This is a genomic window from Dermacoccus sp. Tok2021 (assembly GCF_019895135.1).
Taxonomy (GTDB): Bacteria; Actinomycetota; Actinomycetes; order Actinomycetales; family Dermatophilaceae; genus Dermacoccus; species Dermacoccus abyssi.
The window spans coordinates 87866-103319 of sequence record NZ_JAGTHU010000004.1 but is presented as its reverse complement, the minus strand read 5'-3'; the positions used below and the strand labels follow the sequence as shown (position 1 = coordinate 103319).

The window sequence follows — 15454 nt, the reverse complement described above, 5'->3', positions numbered from 1 at the left end:
GATGAGGCCGGCCGCACCCCTGGCGGGTACGGCCGGCCTCATGCGCTCGATCGAGCGGGTCGTCAGTGGCGCTGACGCGTCTGGGCGGCGGCGTCGCGAGCCTCGTCGTCGGGGCCCCAGCGGCCACCCTCGACGTCCTCGTCGAGGCCGCCACCGGGCGTGCCGGTGATGTCCTTGAGGTGCTCGACGGGCTCGTCACCCGTCTCGTCCTCGCCGGCCGGCGTGAAGGCACGCTCGTGCGCCTTCGACTCGGTCTGCTCGACGTCGAAACCACCCTCGTCCGCGTGGTCGACGGGGTGCGTCGCCGGGACGCCGGTACGCGAACGCGCCTGCTGGTCGCCGCCCGCTCCCTGAGCGCCCTCGGCCTGCGCGCCGCCACGCGAACCGTCGAGCGGCTGATCGAGTGCGCCCGGGTTGCCTGCGGCGTCCTCGAGCGGCGCGCCCGCGATGAGGGCCTCGGACGGCTGCTTGTCGGACGAACTCGTCGCTGCGTTCTGGTCACTCATCGTGTTCTCCTGTCGTGCCGTTGCGGTGGACGATGAATCGGCGCCACTGGCCTGCTCGGTAGCGGTGTGCGCAGCCACCTGCGTCATGTCGGGGCGCGTTGCCGGCTCGAACCACACCACGCCGAGCGGCGGCATGGTGATCTCGGCCGAGTACGGCTGCCCGTCCCACGGAATTTCCTCCGCGACGACGGAACCGAGGTTTCCGACTCCGGAACCACCGTACGCCTGGGCATCGGTGTTGAGGATCTCGTTCCAGGTGCCCGCGTGTGGCAGACCGACGCGCACGTTCTCGTGCGGCGATCCGGCAAAGTTGGCCGCCACGGCGACGACGGGGCGGTAGCCGTCGGACTCCGCCTCGGCGAAGCGGAGCCACGTGTAGGCGTTGCGGTCGGCGTCGTCGGCGTTGATCCAGCGGAAGCCCTCACCCGAGTGGTCGAGAGCCCACATCGCCGGGCGCTCACGGTAGGCCCGGTTGAGATCCTTCATCATCGCGTGGACGCCGTAGTGTGCCGGCTGGTCGAGGAGCCACCAGTCGAGGCTGCGCCCGTCGGCCCACTCGGCCTCCTGGGCGAACTCCGAACCCATGAAGAGCAGCGGCTTGCCCGGGTGCGCCCACATGTACGCGAGGTAGGCGCGCACACCGGCGAGCTGCTGCCAACGGTCGCCGGGCATCTTGCGCAGCAGGCTGCCCTTGCCGTGCACGACCTCGTCGTGACTGATGGGAAGGACGAACTGCTCGCTGAACGCGTAGACGAGCGCGAACGTGAGGTCGTGGTGGTGGTGCTGGCGATAGATCGGCTCGCGCGCGACGTAGTCGAGCGAGTCGTGCATCCAGCCCATGTTCCACTTCAGGCCGAAGCCCAGGCCGCCCGAATCGGTCGAGCGGGTGATGCCCGGCCACGACGTCGACTCCTCGGCGATGATGACGGCTCCCGGCGTGCGCTTGTACGCCGTCGCGTTCGTCTCCTGCAGCAGCTGCACGGCTTCGAGGTTCTCCTGGCCGCCGAACTTGTTCGGCACCCATTCGCCGTCCTTGCGGGCGTAGTTGAGGTACAGCATCGAGGCGACACCGTCGACGCGCAGACCGTCGGCGTGGAACTCCTCGAGCCAGTACAGCGCGTTGGCGACGAGGAAGTTGCGCACCTGCGGGCGGCCGTAGTCGAAGATGTTCGAACCCCACTCGGGGTGCCAGCCCTTGCGCGGGTCCGGGTGCTCGTAGAGCGCCTGGCCGTCGAAACGGGCGAGCGCCCACTCGTCGGTGGCGAAGTGACCTGGCACCCAGTCGAGGATGACCCCGATGCCCTCCTGGTGGAGGCGGTCGACGAGGAACTTGAAGTCGTCCGGGTCGCCGAAGCGACTGTTGGGCGCGTAGTAGCTCGTGACGTGGTAGCCCCAGCTCGGCGGGTAGGGGTGCTCCATGACGGGCATGAACTCCACGTGCGTGAAGCCAAGATCCTTGACGTAGTTCACCAGGTGTTCGGCGAGGTCACGATAGCTCTGCCCCTGACGCCAGGAGCCGAGGTGGACCTCGTAGGTCGACATCGGGCCGTGGTGCGGGTCGGTCTCCGCGCGCTTCGTCATCCAGGCCGAGTCGTTCCACTCGTAGCGCGAACTCGTCACCTTCGAGGCGGTGGCGGGCGCCGTCTCGGCGAGGCGCGCCATCGGGTCGGCCTTGGCGCGACGGACGCCGTCGCTGCACAGGATCTCGAACTTGTAGGCGGTGCCCTCGTGCACGTCGGGCACGAAGAGCTCCCACACACCGGAATCGGAGAGCGTGCGCATGCCGTGGCCGACACCGTCCCAGTGGTTGAAGTCGCCGACGACGCGCACGGCCTTGGCGTTGGGCGCCCAGACCGCGAACGACGTGCCGGTGACGTCACCCATGACGCTCGGGTAGGTGCGCACGTGCGCACCGAGCACGTTCCACAACTCCTCGTGACGACCCTCGCCGATGAGGTGGAGGTCGATCTCGCCGAGCGACGGCATGAAGCGGTACGGGTCGTCCCCGCGCTGCTCCGCGCCGTCCTCGTAGGTTGTGAGGATGCGGTAGTCCGGCATGTGCTCGCCCGCGGTGGCGCCCACCCAGATGCCCTCGTGCTCGTGTGTGAGCTCGACGCGCTGATCGCCCATCTCGACGGCGACCGTGCGTGCCATCGGACGCACGACACGGAACGTGATGACGCCGTCGGCGACGTGAGCACCGAGAACGCGGTGCGGGTCGCGGTGTTCACCGGCGAGGACGGCGTTCAACTCGTTCGTGTCGACCGATGCGGGACGCACCTCGCCACCGGAGCGTGCGGTGTCCATCCCGAGAGCCGAACCGGCCTGAGTCGCCAGCTCCTTGGTTGCACCGACGACGCTGCTCACGACCCCGGTTCCTGCGGCGTCGGGCTTGCTGCCCGGCTCGGCGACGGTGGCGTCATCGGTTGCGGGGACACCGCGCGTCGTGACGGGCGGGGGAGTGTTCTCGGAGTTCATGGTGCTCCTTTCGTCGGTGCCCGCAGCCGCGTCGCCGGTGTGGGCGAGCGGCGTGACGGGGTGCGCGCTCATGGCGTGCACTTCGGAGGCCTGCGGTGCGGCCTCGAGGATCCGGACGACGGCGTTCGCTGGGATGCTGAGCCATTCCGGACGGTTGCGGGCTTCGTAGGAGATCTCGTAGAGCGCCTTGTCGAGCACGAACAGATCGAGCAGGTCGCGGGGGACGGCGGCGCCGGCCTCACGCTCGTAGCCTTCGAGGAACGCCGCCTGCGTCGCGTCGACCCAGGCGCGGCGGTCGCCGTCGGCGCCGGGCTGCTCGTTCTCGATTGTTCCTCCGGCGTAGTCGAAGGAACGCAGCATGCCCGCGACGTCGCGCACGGTGACGTCGGGGTTCGTTCGTTCGCCGAGCGGACGCAGCGGCTCGCCCTCGAAGTCGAGGAGCACCCACCCGCGCTCGGGCACGTCGAGCACCTGACCGAGGTGGTAGTCGCCGTGGATGCGCTGGAACGCCGGCCACGTCGCGCCGCGGCTCGCCTCGATGCGGGCGGAGACGGCCGTCGTGTGCTGTGCCAGGTGCTCGGCCTCGTGGAAGGCCGCGGCCGCGCGCTCGTGCATCTCGTCGACGAGGTCGCTGATGCGGTTCGCGTCGGGCTCGGCCGTCGGCAGAACCTCGGCAAGGGTGCGGTGGACCTCAGCCGTCGTGCGGCCCAGGGCGCGGGCTCCCTCGGTGAAGTCACGGTTGTCACGAGCGGCCTCGAGGGCCTCGCGCCATGCGTCACGCACGTTCGGCAGGAACTCCTGCGCGAACGCGAGGTCGGCCGTCACGCGCTCGCGGCTGTGGCGACCCTCGCTGTACGAGCCGGCCAGCGACGCGTAGAGGGCCGGCACGTGCTGGTTACCCGCCGCGGTGAGGGCGTTCGTGATCTCGATGTCGGGGTTGGAGCCGACGTGGAGCACGCGGAAGACCTTGGCGATGAGCTGCGAGTCGTCGTCGAGCGTGTAGATGATCGACGTGTTCGACTGCTCGCCGCTGAGCACCTTCGCGCTGCGCATGCGGGGCAGCCCCGCGCCGCGGGGGCTGGGGCGGCCCTTGACGGTCATCTCGACGACGCCGTCGCTGCGCTCCTCCTCCGTGCCAGCGTTGACCATGACGTCGAGCAAGGCTGCCGCGAACACCGGGTCGTGCGGGCCGTCGTAGAAGTACCGCGTGCCGAGGACGGAGTGCTCGGACGTGCCGATGAGGGCGTGCTCCAACTCCGGTACCCGCTCGCCGCGGTAGGTGACGGGGATCTGGTAGGTCGTGTTCTCGCCGGACGTGACGTCCCGCAGGAACATGATCTCGACGCCGACCTGACCGCTAGGGTCGGCCAGCCGGAAGGCGCTGGTCCGGTGGAACTGCGGCGTGCGCCCCTTGCCCTGGAACCAGCGCTGCTTCGCCACCCAGGGGCCGACGAGGTCGATCTTGCCGGGCTCCATCGAAGCGTTCGAGTGGATCTCGGCAACCATCAGCCGTCCTCCTTGAGCACGTCGAGCAGTTCGGAGGCGTCGGCCTCGGCGCTGCCCTTGGCGGCGGGCAGCTCGGCGTCCGCGCTCACGTCGGACTCGATGGCGAGCCAGTAGAAGCCGCGCGAACCGAGCATGACCTCGAGCGTGCCGTCCTCGCGGACCGCGCCGAAGCCCTGACCGCCGAAGATGTCGGTGAGCTCGGCGCCGGCGAACTTCTCACCGACCGTGATGCGAGCACCCTGCGGGCGCGACGACAGGTTGTTGACGCACAGCAGGTGCTTGGCCGAGTCCTCGGACTTCGCGTCGTCGTCCGACATCGAGCGGGTGTAGGCGAGCACGGCCTCGTTGTCGGCCGGCGTGACGACGAAGTCGCCCATGCCGAACGCCGCGTGGCGCGAGCGTACGGCGAGCATGCCGCGCGTCCAGTGCAGCAGCGAGGAGTTGCTGGCCATCTGCGCCTCGACGTTCACCGTGGAGTAGTTGTGCACGAGGTTCTGGATGACGGGCAGGTACAGCTTTCCCGGGTCGGCCGTCGAGAAACCCGCGTTGCGGTCCGGCGTCCACTGCATCGGCGTGCGGACGGCATCACGGTCGTCGAGCCAGATGTTGTCGCCCATGCCGATCTCGTCGCCGTAGTACAGGCACGGCGAGCCCGGCAGCGACAGCAGGAGCGCGTTGATGAGTTCGATCTCGGCGCGGCTGTTGTCGAGCAGGGGAGCGAGACGGCGGCGGATACCGACGTTCGCGCGCATGCGCGGGTCCGGTGCGTACCAGCCGTACATGGCGGCGCGCTCCTCGTTCGTCACCATCTCGAGGGTCAACTCGTCGTGGTTGCGCAGGAAGGTGCCCCACTGCGTGCCCTTGGGGATCGGCGGGGTGTCGGCGAGCACGTCGATGATCGGCGCGGCCTTCTCCTCGCGCAGCGAGTAGTACAGGCGCGGCATGACGGGGAAGTGGAAGCACATGTGGCACTCCGGGTCTTCCTCGGTGCCGAAGTAGTCGACGACCTCGTGCGGCATCTGGTTGGCCTCGGCGAGCAGAACGCGTCCGGGGTACTCCTCGTCGACCATCCGACGAAGGCGCGCGAGGAACTCGTGCGTCTTCGGGTGATTCTCGCCGTTGTGGCCCTCCTCCTCGAAGAGGTACGGCACGGCGTCGAGACGGAAACCGTCGATGCCCATGTCCATCCAGTAGCGGACGATGTCGAACATCTCCTCCTGAACGGCCGGGTTCTCGAAGTTGAGGTCCGGCTGGTGGGAGAAGAAGCGGTGCCAGAAGAACTGGCGGCGCACGGAGTCGAAGGTCCAGTTGGACTCTTCGGTGTCGACGAAGATGATGCGCGCCTCGGAGTACTTCTCGTCCGTGTCCGACCACACGTAGTAGTCGCCGTACGGACCTTCCGGGTCCTCGCGGCTCGCCTGGAACCACGCGTGCTGGTCGCTCGTGTGGTTCATGACGAAGTCGGTGATGATGCGGATGCCGCGAGCGTGGGCCTGCGCCACGAGCTCCTGGAACTCGGGCAGCGTGCCGAACTCGGGCAGCACCTGCTTGTAGTCACTGATGTCGTAGCCGCCGTCGCGCAGCGGCGAGGCGTAGAACGGGGGCAGCCACAGGCAGTCGACGCCCAGCCACTGCAGGTAGTCGAGCTTGCCCATGAGGCCGGAGAAGTCGCCAGAACCGTTGCCGGTGGAGTCGCTGAAACCGCGCACGAGCGCTTCGTAGAAGACGGCCTTACGGAACCACTGGGGGTCGTGCTTGAGCCCGGGCTGGTGGAGTCCAAGTCCCTGCATGTCTTCAGAACCGCCTTACGTGGATGATGTGAACGTTTTCGGCGTCCGGTCCGAGCCGGACGAAGTTGTGCTCGCCCCAGTGCCAGGTGGCATCGCTGAGGAGGTCGTGGGCCACGAAGCCCTCGTCGCCGCGCAGGCCGAGCGCTCCCATGTCGAGGTGCACCCAGGTCTCACGCGTGGCGTGCGGGTCGGTGTTGGCCACGACGAGGATCGTGTCCTCGCTGCCGTCGGTCAGCACACGGCGCTTGGAGAAGACAAGGAAGTTCTCGTCGTCGACGCCGTGCCAGCGCAGGTTACGCAGGTGTTCGAGGGCCGGGTGCGCGCGGCGGATCTCATTGATCCGGCGCAGGTACCAGTCGATCGACTGCCCTTCCTTGGGCCCGCCTGGCAGGTAGTCGTCCCACCCGCGGTTCTTGAACTGGTACTTCTCGTTGTCGATCTGCTCTTGGGCACCCGGCCGGGCGACGCTTTCCATGAGCTCGTAGCCGGCGTAGATGCCGTAGGTGGGCACGAGCGTCGCGGCGAGAGCGGCGCGCAGCTTCCACGCTGCCGGGCCGCCGAACTGCATGTACGGCGTGAGGATGTCGTGCGTCGTCGGCCAGAAGCTCGGACGCATGTAGCTCGCCGTGTCGCCGATGAGCTCGTCGAGGTACTCGCGGATCTCCCACGGCTGGTGGCGCCACGCGTAATACGTGTAGCTCTGCTGGAAGCCGATGCGCCCGAGGTTGTGCATCATGGCGGGCTTCGTGAACGCCTCGGCGAGCCAGATGACGTCCGGGTGGTTCTTCGCGACGTCGGCGATGAGCCACTGCCAGAACTCGACCGGCTTTGTGTGCGGGTTGTCGACCCGGAAGATCTTGATGCCGTGGTCGATCCACACCTGCATGACGCGGCGCATCTCGGCGTAGATGCCGGCCGGGTCGTTGTCGAAGTTCAGGGGGTAGATGTCCTGGTACTTCTTCGGAGGGTTCTCGGCGTAGGCGATCGTGCCGTCGCTACGCGTCGTGAACCACTCGGGGTGCTCGGTGACCCACGGGTGGTCAGGCGCGCACTGCAGCGCGATGTCGAGCGCGACCTCCAGGCCGAGCTCCTCGGCGCGGGCGACGAAGGCGTCGAGATCGTCGAAGGTGCCCAGCGACGGCTCGATGGCGTCGTGGCCACCGTCCTTGCTGCCGATGGCGTACGGCGAACCCGGATCCTCGGGGCCGGCCGTCAGCGAGTTGTTCGGACCCTTGCGGTTGATCGCGCCGATCGGGTGGATCGGCGTGAGGTAGACGACGTCGAAGCCCATGTCGGCGGCGGCCGGAAGGCGCTCGGCGGCCGTACGCAGCGTTCCGGAGACCCACTTGCCCGTGGCCTCGTCGAAGTAGGCGCCCTCGGAGCGCGGGAAGAACTCGTACCACGCGCCGGACAGGGCGAGCTTGCGCTCCACCAGCCACGGGTAGTCGGGGCTGGGAGAGACGAAGTCACGCAGCGGCAGGCGCTCCATGACCTCCTTGACGCTGAGCGACGTGCCCGCGGCGAGGCGCTCGTCCTGCGGCAGGCTCGTGTCGCGCATCGTGGCGGCCGCGTGCTCGAGCACGCGGGCATCGTCGTCCGGGTGGTCGTTCGTGGCGAGCGAGCGGTCGAGAACGCGGGCGCCCTCCTCGAACATCACCTCGACGTCGATGCCGGCGGGCACCTTGATCGTGGCGTCGTGCTCCCACGTGCCGTACGGGTCGCTCCAGCCCTCCACACGGAAGTGCCACACCCCCTCGTGGTCGGCTTCGGCCTCGGCGGCCCACAGGTCGAGGCCCGGGTTGACGCAGGTCATGGTGACGATGCGCTCGGCGCCGTGCGGCGAGACCATGACGAGCGAGGCGTTGACGGCGTCGTGACCTTCACGGAAGACGGTTGCGCGCACGGTGAACGGCTCGTCGACGACCGACTTGGTCGGCAGGTTGCCGCCGTCGACGATCGGCATGACGTCGGTGACCGGGATGCGGCCAATGCCTCGCACTCCACCGACCTCGACGTGCGCGGTGGTGGGGGCGTTCGCGGCCGGTTCGGGGCGGTGCTCGGCGGTGTCGGGCGTGTACCGGCCGGTTTCCGGCTCGGCGCTCGCCGGGTTGGCGGCGAGGTCGACGTCGTCGCGCGTGGCGGCGTTCGACGCGCCAGTGGTGTCGGGGGTCGGTTTCGGCATGGGCGATCGGCCCGGCTGAGAAACAGTCACGTGCGTCACGCTACCCAATACCACTGACAACCGCTTCTCGCGCGAGTGGCGGCGAGACGGCCAGCCGCGTGAGACCGGCCTCACATGGGCATTAGCGGAGCTTGCGCCCGGTTCGCGGGCCGAGATGAGGCCCGCCTACGATGACGGGGTGTTCGTCCCCCTGACTGTCGTCGTCCTCGGCGCCACCACCCTGCTCGCGCTGCTCGCCGCAGTCGCGACGGTTCGCGGGCGTCCCATCGACAACCCGATCTTCTATCTCATGATCGCGGTCGAGGTGCTGCTCGTGCTGCAGCTCGTCGCCGGCATCGCGACGTCGGGTTCGGCCGATCCGCGGATGAACACCGGAATCTTCATCGCCTACCTCGTCGGGCTGCTCATCGTCCTGCCCGTCGCAGGATTCTGGGCCATCGCCGAGCGGGAATCGCGCTGGGGGACGGCGGTGCTGCTGCTCGCCGCTGTCGGCCTGGGCATCATGGTCGGCCGCATTCTGCAGCTGTGGAACGGTCACCCGTGACCCCGAGCGACAACGACCCCGCACCGAACGAGACGAAGGACGCGCGCGACGTGACCAGCCGGAACACCCGAACGGTGAACTCGGGACCGGGACGAATGCTCGTGGCCGTGTACGGCCTGTTCGCGCTCGCCGCGACGGGGCGCTCGATCATGCAGTTGTCCCAGAGCTTCTCGAAAGCGCCGGCCGCCTACCTCCTCTCGGCGCTCGCGGCGATCGTCTACATCGTCGCGACAGTGGCCCTGGCACGCGGTGACCGGACGTCGGTGCGTCTCGCCCGGGCGACGATCGGTTTCGAACTCGCCGGTGTCCTGATCGTCGGGCTGTGGAGTGTGCTCCAGCCCGACGCGTTCCACGACAAGACCGTGTGGTCGCACTTCGGCCAGGGTTACGGGTTCGTGCCCCTTCTGTTGCCGATCATCGGTCTGCTCTGGCTGCGCCGGAGCGCGCCGACCCGCTGACCTGACGTCCGGCGCTCGTCTCAATCGAGTCGCGAGGGCTCGCCAGTCCGCGGCCGAGCGGTCAGCTCGTCGGAGTGAGGACCAGCATCGTCGGCCCGTTCACCGGCCTGGCAGAACCAGCTGGGATCGTCTCGGGTGCGAGCTGGGCGGGGTCGGGCACACTCGAATCCCACAGCACCTCCCACGCGTTCACTCCCGCCGATTCGGGCAGGGTGATCTCGTCCCCCCGCCCGTTGTGCAGCACCAGTAGGAGCGACTCCTCGTGCTCGCGTGAGCCGTCGAAGTGCGCCTGCACCGTGTGGACACTCGGGTCGTTCCACTCGTCCGCGGTGAGCGTGCGGCCGTGCGCTCCGAACCACCGCAGGTCCGCCACGTCACTGGCATCGCTCGCGCCGGGGAAGAACGTCGTGTGCCGCAGGACGGAGAAGCGTTCGCGCAGGCTTGTGAGATGACGGGTCGTTGCCACGAGCTGACGCTGGTCGGCGTCGTGATCCCAGGAGAGCCAACTGGTTTCGTTGTCCTGGCAGTACGCATTGTTATTACCGCCCTGGGTGCGGGCGAACTCGTCGCCGGCCGTCATCATCGGGACGCCGGCCGACAGCAACAGAGTGCCGAGCAGGTTGCGCACCGTCCGCAGGCGCGCAGCCCGTATCGACGGGTCGTCGCTCTGGCCCTCGACGCCGTGGTTCCACGAACGGTTGTCGCTCGTGCCGTCGTGGTTGTGCTCGCCGTTGGCCTCGTTGTGCTTCGAGTCGTACGCCGTGAGGTCGGCCATCGGGAAGCCGTCGTGTGCCGTGACGTAGTTGACCCCGGCCTGCGAGCGGCGTAGCGGGCCGGCGAACAGGTCGCGTGATCCGGCGAGGCGCGTCGCGAGATCGGCGATGCCTTGGCCGGGTTGCCCGGCGCCGGCGCGCGCCACGTCCCCGAGCCAGAAGTCACGCACCGTGTTGCGGAACCGGTCGTTCCACTCGCTGAAGCCGGGGGGGAACTGGCCGGTCCGCCAACCGTTCGGGCCGATGTCCCACGGCTCTGCCACGAGCTTGACCTGCGAAAGGACGGGGTCGGTGCGCATCGCCATGAGCAGGGCAGCGTTCGGATCGAAGTCGTCCCCGGGCGCGCGACCCAGGGTCACGGCGAGGTCGAAGCGGAAGCCGTCGACGTGGTAGGTCGTCACCCAGTGGCGCAGCGAATCGAGCACGAGCCGCATCGCGGCCGGGTGTCGGACGTCGACGCTGTTGCCGCAGCCGGTGACGTCGATGTCGCGCCCGTGCTCGTCGAGGCGGTAGTACGCACGGTTGTCGAGGCCGCGCAGTGAGAACGTGGCGCCCTCGTGCCCGCCCTGCTCGGCGGTGTGGTTGTAGACGACGTCGAGGATCACCTCGAGACCCGCGGCGTGCAGGGCCTTGACCATGTCCTTGAACTCGCGAGTCACGGCCTGGGGATCGGTTGCTGACGCGTACGCCGCGTGCGGGGCGAGGAATCCCAGCGTGTTGTAGCCCCAGTAGTTCGTCAGACCGAGCTTCACGAGGTGCGGTTCGTCCGTGAATGCGTGCACGGGCAGCAGCTCCACCGACGTGACGCCGAGCGAGCGCAGGTGTGCGATCGAGGCGGGGTGAGCCAAACCGGCGTAGGTGCCACGCAGGTGCTCGGGCACCTCGGGGTTGAGGCGTGAGAACCCGGCCACATGGGTTTCGTAGAAGACCGTGTCGGCCATCGGCACACGGGGGCCGGACGCATCGTCACCCCAGTCATAGGTCTCGTCGACGACGACCGAGCGCGGCACGTAGGGCGCCGAATCCCGTTCGTCGCGCACGGCGTCGTCGCCGTGGAACGCCTCGTCGACGACGTGGCCGAAAACCTCGGGGCGCCAGGTGACCTCACCGTCGACCGCCTGCGCATAGGGGTCGAGCAACAGCTTGGCCTCGTTGTGGCGATAGCCCTGATCGGGGGCCCAGCGACCGCGAACGCGGTAGCCGTAGCGGGTGCCCAAGCCCGCGTCGTCGCGGAAGATCGCCCACAGGCCACCGCCGACGTCGCTCATCGCGTGACGCGTCTCGTTCTCGCCGTCGAAGAGACACAGCCAGACCCGCTCGGCGTGGCCTGCGTAGACGCAAAATGTGACGCCGCCGCGCTCGAGTGTGACGCCGGGCTTGGGGGGATGAGCGAAGACTCGTGGCGGGGCAGTCATGCGAACAAGGATAAGAGTGGGTAGGTTTGCCGTATGACTGATCCCACAGCGCTTCCGAACTTCGGCCAGCCCACCCCCGCAGCCGGTGGTGACGGCGCGTCCGCATCCCTCACCGACAAGGTCGTCGGTGTGCTGAACGGCTTCGGCTTCAACCCGCAGATCGACTCCGACGGCGACGTCATGTACACGGTCGAGGACCAAAACCTCTTCGTGCGCGTCATGGAGGGCGAGATCGACCTCGTCCGCCTCTTCGGCCAGTGGCAGATCACGGACGACATCACGTCCGACCTCGCCAAGCGCCTCAACGCGGCCAACGACGTCACGCTCAGCCTCAACATCGTCAAGGTCGGCATCGCCCGCGACATGGTCGTTGTCTCCGGTGAGCACCTCGTCACGCCGGACCTCGACCTGCAGATGGTTCTTCCCTCGACGACGCAGATGATCCTGCAGGCCACCCAGCTGTGGCACCAGAGCGTCAACTCCGACGGCCCGCACGCGGCCGAGGGTGGCGTGCCCGCGTTCGCGCAGACGGACGGCGAGCAGCCCACGCCGGAGGCCTGATCGCATGAGCGAGTACGGCCAGTGGATCAAGGTCACGATCGAGGACGGCATCGCCACGATCCGCCTCGACCGACCGAAGATGAACCCGATCGATGCTGACGTCCAGGAGAGCCTGGGGCGCGCCGCGGCCGACATCGGTGCCGACGAGAGCGTGCGCGCCGCGATCATCACCGGCGGCGACAAGGTCTTCGCAGCCGGCGCCGACATCAAGGAGATGCAGGCATTCGACTACGTCGACATGGTCGAGCGCGCGCACCTCATCCAGGACGCCTACCGCGCCCTGGCGGAACTGCCGATCCCGACGATCGCCGCCATCGAGGGGTACGCCCTCGGCGGCGGCTGCGAACTGGCCATGACGTGCGACTTCCGCGTCGCCTCCAAGGAGGCCACGCTCGGCCAGCCCGAGATCCTCCTCGGCCTCATCCCGGGTGCCGGCGGTACGCAGCGCCTCGTCCGGCTCGTCGGGCAGTCCAAGGCGAAGGACCTCGTCTTCAGCGGCCGCTTCGTCAAGGCAGACGAGGCCCTCGAGATCGGCCTCGTGGACGAGCTCGTCGACGCCGGCACGGCGTACGAGGCGGCCCTCGAGCGTGCTCGTGCCTACGCGAAGATGCCGCGGATCGCGCTGCGCTTCGCGAAGGAACTGATCAACCGCAGCGCCGACGTCGACCTCGCCACGGGCCTAGCCACGGAGTCGCAGCTCTTCGCCGGTCTCTTCGCCACGAAGGACCGCGAAATCGGTATGGCGTCGTTCGTCGAGCACGGGCCGGGCAAGGCCCGCTTCGAGGGTCGCTGACGGCGATGATCAAGCAATGGAAGGTCGAGCGTGAGTGGCAGGAGCCTTTTCTCGAGGCCCTGCGCGCTCGCGGCGCCTCCCCGCAGGCCTGCGACGCCGCGCTCGGCGAGGTGGACGAGGCCTGCATCCGTGAGAACGCCACGGCGAAGGAGCTCTTCGGAGACCCGGTCGCCTACGGAAAGGAAATCCCTGTGTCCGAGCCCATGACGGCACGCGAGGCGGGCCTTTCCCGCACCCGCGCGCTGCTGCTGGCGATCGCCGGCCTCGTCGGCATGTTCTTCGCTCTGCTCGGCTGGACCGGCATGGTGACCGACGCGACGAAGGTCTGGGGCGCGAACCCCACGATCTGGTTCGTTCTCGGCCTCATCATCGCGGTTGCCGCGGCGGTCGGTGACACCGTTCTCGGGCGTCACGCCGACTTCACGCAGGGCCGGGCCGACGCGGGCTCGACTCTGCTCAACCGGCTCCTGCCGTGGATCATCGTCGCGCTCACCCTCGTCGGCATGCTCGTCGTGAAGCTGACGCACGGCTGAGGCCACAGGTCTCAGTCACCAAAATCACCTCAACCCAGGACTCGACGATCACGTTACTGATGGGTAACGTGTCGCGAGACGGACCAAGCTCCTACGAAAAGGACGGTAGACGCATGAACATCGTCGTCTGTGTCAAGCACGTTCCCGACGCTCAGGGCGAGCGCGGGTTCTCCGATGACAACACCACCGACCGCGAGAACGTCGACGGTCTCCTCTCGGAGCTCGACGAGTACGCGGTCGAAGCTGCGCTGAAGATCACCGAGGCCGAGGGCGGCGAGGTCACCGCGCTCACCGTCGGCCCGGCCGATGCCGTGGACGCCGTGAAGAAGGCTCTGCAGATGGGCGCCGACAAGGCCGTCCACGTCAGCGACGACGCCATCGCCGGCTCCGACGCCCTCGCGACGTCACTCATCCTCGCCGAGGCCATCAAGAAGGTCGGTCAGCCCGACATCGTCCTGTTCGGTCTGGCCTCCACCGACGGTGGCATGAGCGTTGTTCCGGCCATGGTCGCCGAGCGCCTCGGCTTGCCGCAGGTCACGCAGGTCTCCACCCTCGAGGTCGCCGACGGCAACGTCACCGGTCGCCGTGACTCGGACGTCGCCTCCGAGACGCTCGTCGCCTCGCTCCCGGCCATCGTCTCGGTCACCGACCAGATCAACGAGCCGCGCTACCCGTCCTTCAAGGGCATCATGGCCGCGAAGAAGAAGCCGGTCGAGGAGATGAGCCTCGGCGACCTCGGTGTCGACGCCGGCCAGGTCGGTCTCGACAACGCCTCGACGAAGGTGCTCGACACGACCAAGCGCCCGCCGCGTGAGCAGGGCGAGGTCATCACCGATGAGGGCGACGGCGGCAAGAAGCTCGTCGAGTTCCTCGCCGGTCAGAAGCTCATCTGATCATCGACCCCACTGACTTAGGAGAAACACACACCATGGCTGAAGTTCTCGTCCTGGTCGACCACGTCGATGGCCAGGTCCGCAAGGTGACCGCCGAACTGCTGACGCTCGCTCGTCGCATCGGCACGCCGTCCGCCGTCTTCGTCGGCTCGAACGTCGACGCCGCTCGTCCGCGTCTGGCCCAGTTCGGCGCCGAGAAGGTCTACGTCGTCGACAACGGTGACCTCGACGGTCACCCGGCTCCGCTCGCCGAGGCGCTCGCCGCCGTCGTCGAGCAGGCCTCGCCGTCCGCGATCCTCCTGCCCTCCTCGGGCACGAACAACGAGGCCGCCGCGCGCCTCGCCGTCAAGACCAACTCCGGTCTGACGACGGATGCCGCAAACGTCGAGGCCGGCGACGGTGACGCCCCGGTCACGACGCAGTCGGTCTTCGCCGGTTCCTGGACCCTGAAGGCGCAGGCCACGACCGGCCTGTCGATCATCACGGTCAAGCCGAACTCGACGCCGCCGCAGGCCTCGCAGGCCCAGGCCGCACCGGTCACGGTCGACGTCTCGGTCTCCGACGCCGCCAAGGGCGCCAAGATCACCGAGCGCAAGGAGAAGGAGAAGTCGGGTCGCCCCGAGCTCACCGAGGCTCCGATCGTCGTCTCCGGTGGTCGCGGTACGAACGGTGACTTCTCGCCGGTCGAGGCGCTCGCCGACGTTCTCGGTGCTGCTGTCGGTGCCTCCCGCGCCGCCGTCGACGCCGGCTGGTACCCGCACACGAACCAGGTCGGTCAGACCGGTAAGCAGGTCTCGCCGCAGCTGTACGTCGCGGCGGGTATCTCCGGTGCCATCCAGCACCGCGCCGGTATGCAGACGTCGAAGACGATCGTCGCCATCAACAAGGACGAGGAGGCGCCGATCTTCGAGCTCGTCGACTTCGGCGTCGTCGGCGACCTGTTCAACGTGCTCCCGCAGGCCACGGACGCGGTCAAGGAAGCCAAGAACTGATCGTCTGATCGTTCTCACCGAGAGCGCCCG

At 68.3% G+C, this 15454-nt stretch carries 11 protein-coding genes; 7 read left to right on the top strand and 4 right to left on the bottom strand.

Going from position 1 to position 15454, the window contains the following annotated elements; translation table 11 throughout:
• Positions 1-62 precede the first annotated feature (62 nt).
• Genes glgB through K9D12_RS04110 form a run of 3 tightly spaced genes read right to left on the bottom strand, consistent with a single transcriptional unit; the run spans position 63 to position 8462 of the window.
• Complete coding sequence (gene glgB / locus K9D12_RS04120; protein ID WP_223059566.1) at positions 63-4490, bottom strand: 1,4-alpha-glucan branching protein GlgB; 4428 nt, start codon at positions 4488-4490, stop codon at positions 63-65.
• A complete protein-coding gene (gene treS, locus K9D12_RS04115; RefSeq protein ID WP_047311311.1) occupies positions 4490-6280 on the bottom strand; it encodes a maltose alpha-D-glucosyltransferase in 1791 nt (596 codons plus the stop codon). Before treS ends, glgB begins: the two co-directional genes overlap by 1 nt.
• 4 nt (positions 6281-6284) lie before the next feature.
• Entirely contained in the window at positions 6285-8462 is a 2178-nt protein-coding gene (locus tag K9D12_RS04110) for an alpha-1,4-glucan--maltose-1-phosphate maltosyltransferase (RefSeq protein ID WP_223059574.1), read from the bottom strand.
• A gap of 178 nt (positions 8463-8640) precedes the next feature.
• Here K9D12_RS04110 and K9D12_RS04105 point away from each other — a divergent pair, with 178 nt between their 5' ends.
• Both K9D12_RS04105 and K9D12_RS04100 read left to right on the top strand, forming a co-directional pair.
• Entirely contained in the window at positions 8641-9006 is a 366-nt protein-coding gene (locus K9D12_RS04105) for a hypothetical protein (RefSeq protein WP_223059565.1), read from the top strand.
• The gene (locus K9D12_RS04100; protein ID WP_370633449.1) at positions 9003-9464 is read left to right on the top strand and encodes a hypothetical protein; all 462 of its coding nucleotides are present in this window, start codon (positions 9003-9005) and stop codon (positions 9462-9464) included. The genes K9D12_RS04105 and K9D12_RS04100 overlap by 4 nt, the downstream gene beginning before the upstream one ends.
• A 61-nt stretch (positions 9465-9525) precedes the next feature.
• On the opposite strand, the gene glgX is transcribed toward K9D12_RS04100, so the two are convergent.
• On the bottom strand, positions 9526-11652 hold the full coding sequence (gene glgX / locus K9D12_RS04095; RefSeq protein WP_223059564.1) for a glycogen debranching protein GlgX: 2127 nt from the start codon (positions 11650-11652) through the stop codon (positions 9526-9528).
• Between the two features lie 33 nt (positions 11653-11685).
• Here glgX and K9D12_RS04090 point away from each other — a divergent pair, with 33 nt between their 5' ends.
• The 5 genes from K9D12_RS04090 to K9D12_RS04070 all read left to right on the top strand — a co-directional run bounded on the left by K9D12_RS04090 (position 11686) and on the right by K9D12_RS04070 (position 15424).
• The gene (locus K9D12_RS04090; protein ID WP_047311314.1) at positions 11686-12213 is read left to right on the top strand and encodes a hypothetical protein; all 528 of its coding nucleotides are present in this window, start codon (positions 11686-11688) and stop codon (positions 12211-12213) included.
• Between the two features lie 4 nt (positions 12214-12217).
• Positions 12218-13006, top strand: coding sequence for an enoyl-CoA hydratase/isomerase family protein (locus K9D12_RS04085; protein ID WP_223059563.1), 789 nt, complete (start codon positions 12218-12220; stop codon positions 13004-13006).
• A 5-nt stretch (positions 13007-13011) separates the two neighbouring features.
• Complete coding sequence (locus tag K9D12_RS04080; protein WP_187035644.1) at positions 13012-13539, top strand: hypothetical protein; 528 nt, start codon at positions 13012-13014, stop codon at positions 13537-13539.
• A gap of 113 nt (positions 13540-13652) precedes the next feature.
• Positions 13653-14432, top strand: a complete 780-nt coding sequence (locus tag K9D12_RS04075) for an electron transfer flavoprotein subunit beta/FixA family protein (protein WP_129662780.1) — start codon at positions 13653-13655, stop codon at positions 14430-14432.
• 35 nt (positions 14433-14467) lie between these two features.
• Positions 14468-15424 (top strand): electron transfer flavoprotein subunit alpha/FixB family protein, encoded by a 957-nt coding sequence (locus K9D12_RS04070; RefSeq protein ID WP_223059562.1) that lies wholly within the window; start codon positions 14468-14470, stop codon positions 15422-15424.
• Positions 15425-15454: the final 30 nt, after the last annotated feature.

Excerpts from the sequence above, each read along its gene's own strand:
- glgB (WP_223059566.1), bottom strand. The coding sequence starts at position 4,490 with ATGGTTGCCGAGATCCACTCGAACGCTTCGATGGAGCCCGGCAAGATC.
- treS (WP_047311311.1), bottom strand. The coding sequence starts at position 6,280 with ATGCAGGGACTTGGACTCCACCAGCCCGGGCTCAAGCACGACCCCCAG.
- K9D12_RS04110 (WP_223059574.1), bottom strand. The coding sequence starts at position 8,462 with ATGCCGAAACCGACCCCCGACACCACTGGCGCGTCGAACGCCGCCACG.
- glgX (WP_223059564.1), bottom strand. The coding sequence starts at position 11,652 with ATGACTGCCCCGCCACGAGTCTTCGCTCATCCCCCCAAGCCCGGCGTC.
- K9D12_RS04090 (WP_047311314.1), top strand. The coding sequence starts at position 11,686 with ATGACTGATCCCACAGCGCTTCCGAACTTCGGCCAGCCCACCCCCGCA.
- K9D12_RS04085 (WP_223059563.1), top strand. The coding sequence starts at position 12,218 with ATGAGCGAGTACGGCCAGTGGATCAAGGTCACGATCGAGGACGGCATC.
- K9D12_RS04080 (WP_187035644.1), top strand. The coding sequence starts at position 13,012 with ATGATCAAGCAATGGAAGGTCGAGCGTGAGTGGCAGGAGCCTTTTCTC.
- K9D12_RS04075 (WP_129662780.1), top strand. The coding sequence starts at position 13,653 with ATGAACATCGTCGTCTGTGTCAAGCACGTTCCCGACGCTCAGGGCGAG.
- K9D12_RS04070 (WP_223059562.1), top strand. The coding sequence starts at position 14,468 with ATGGCTGAAGTTCTCGTCCTGGTCGACCACGTCGATGGCCAGGTCCGC.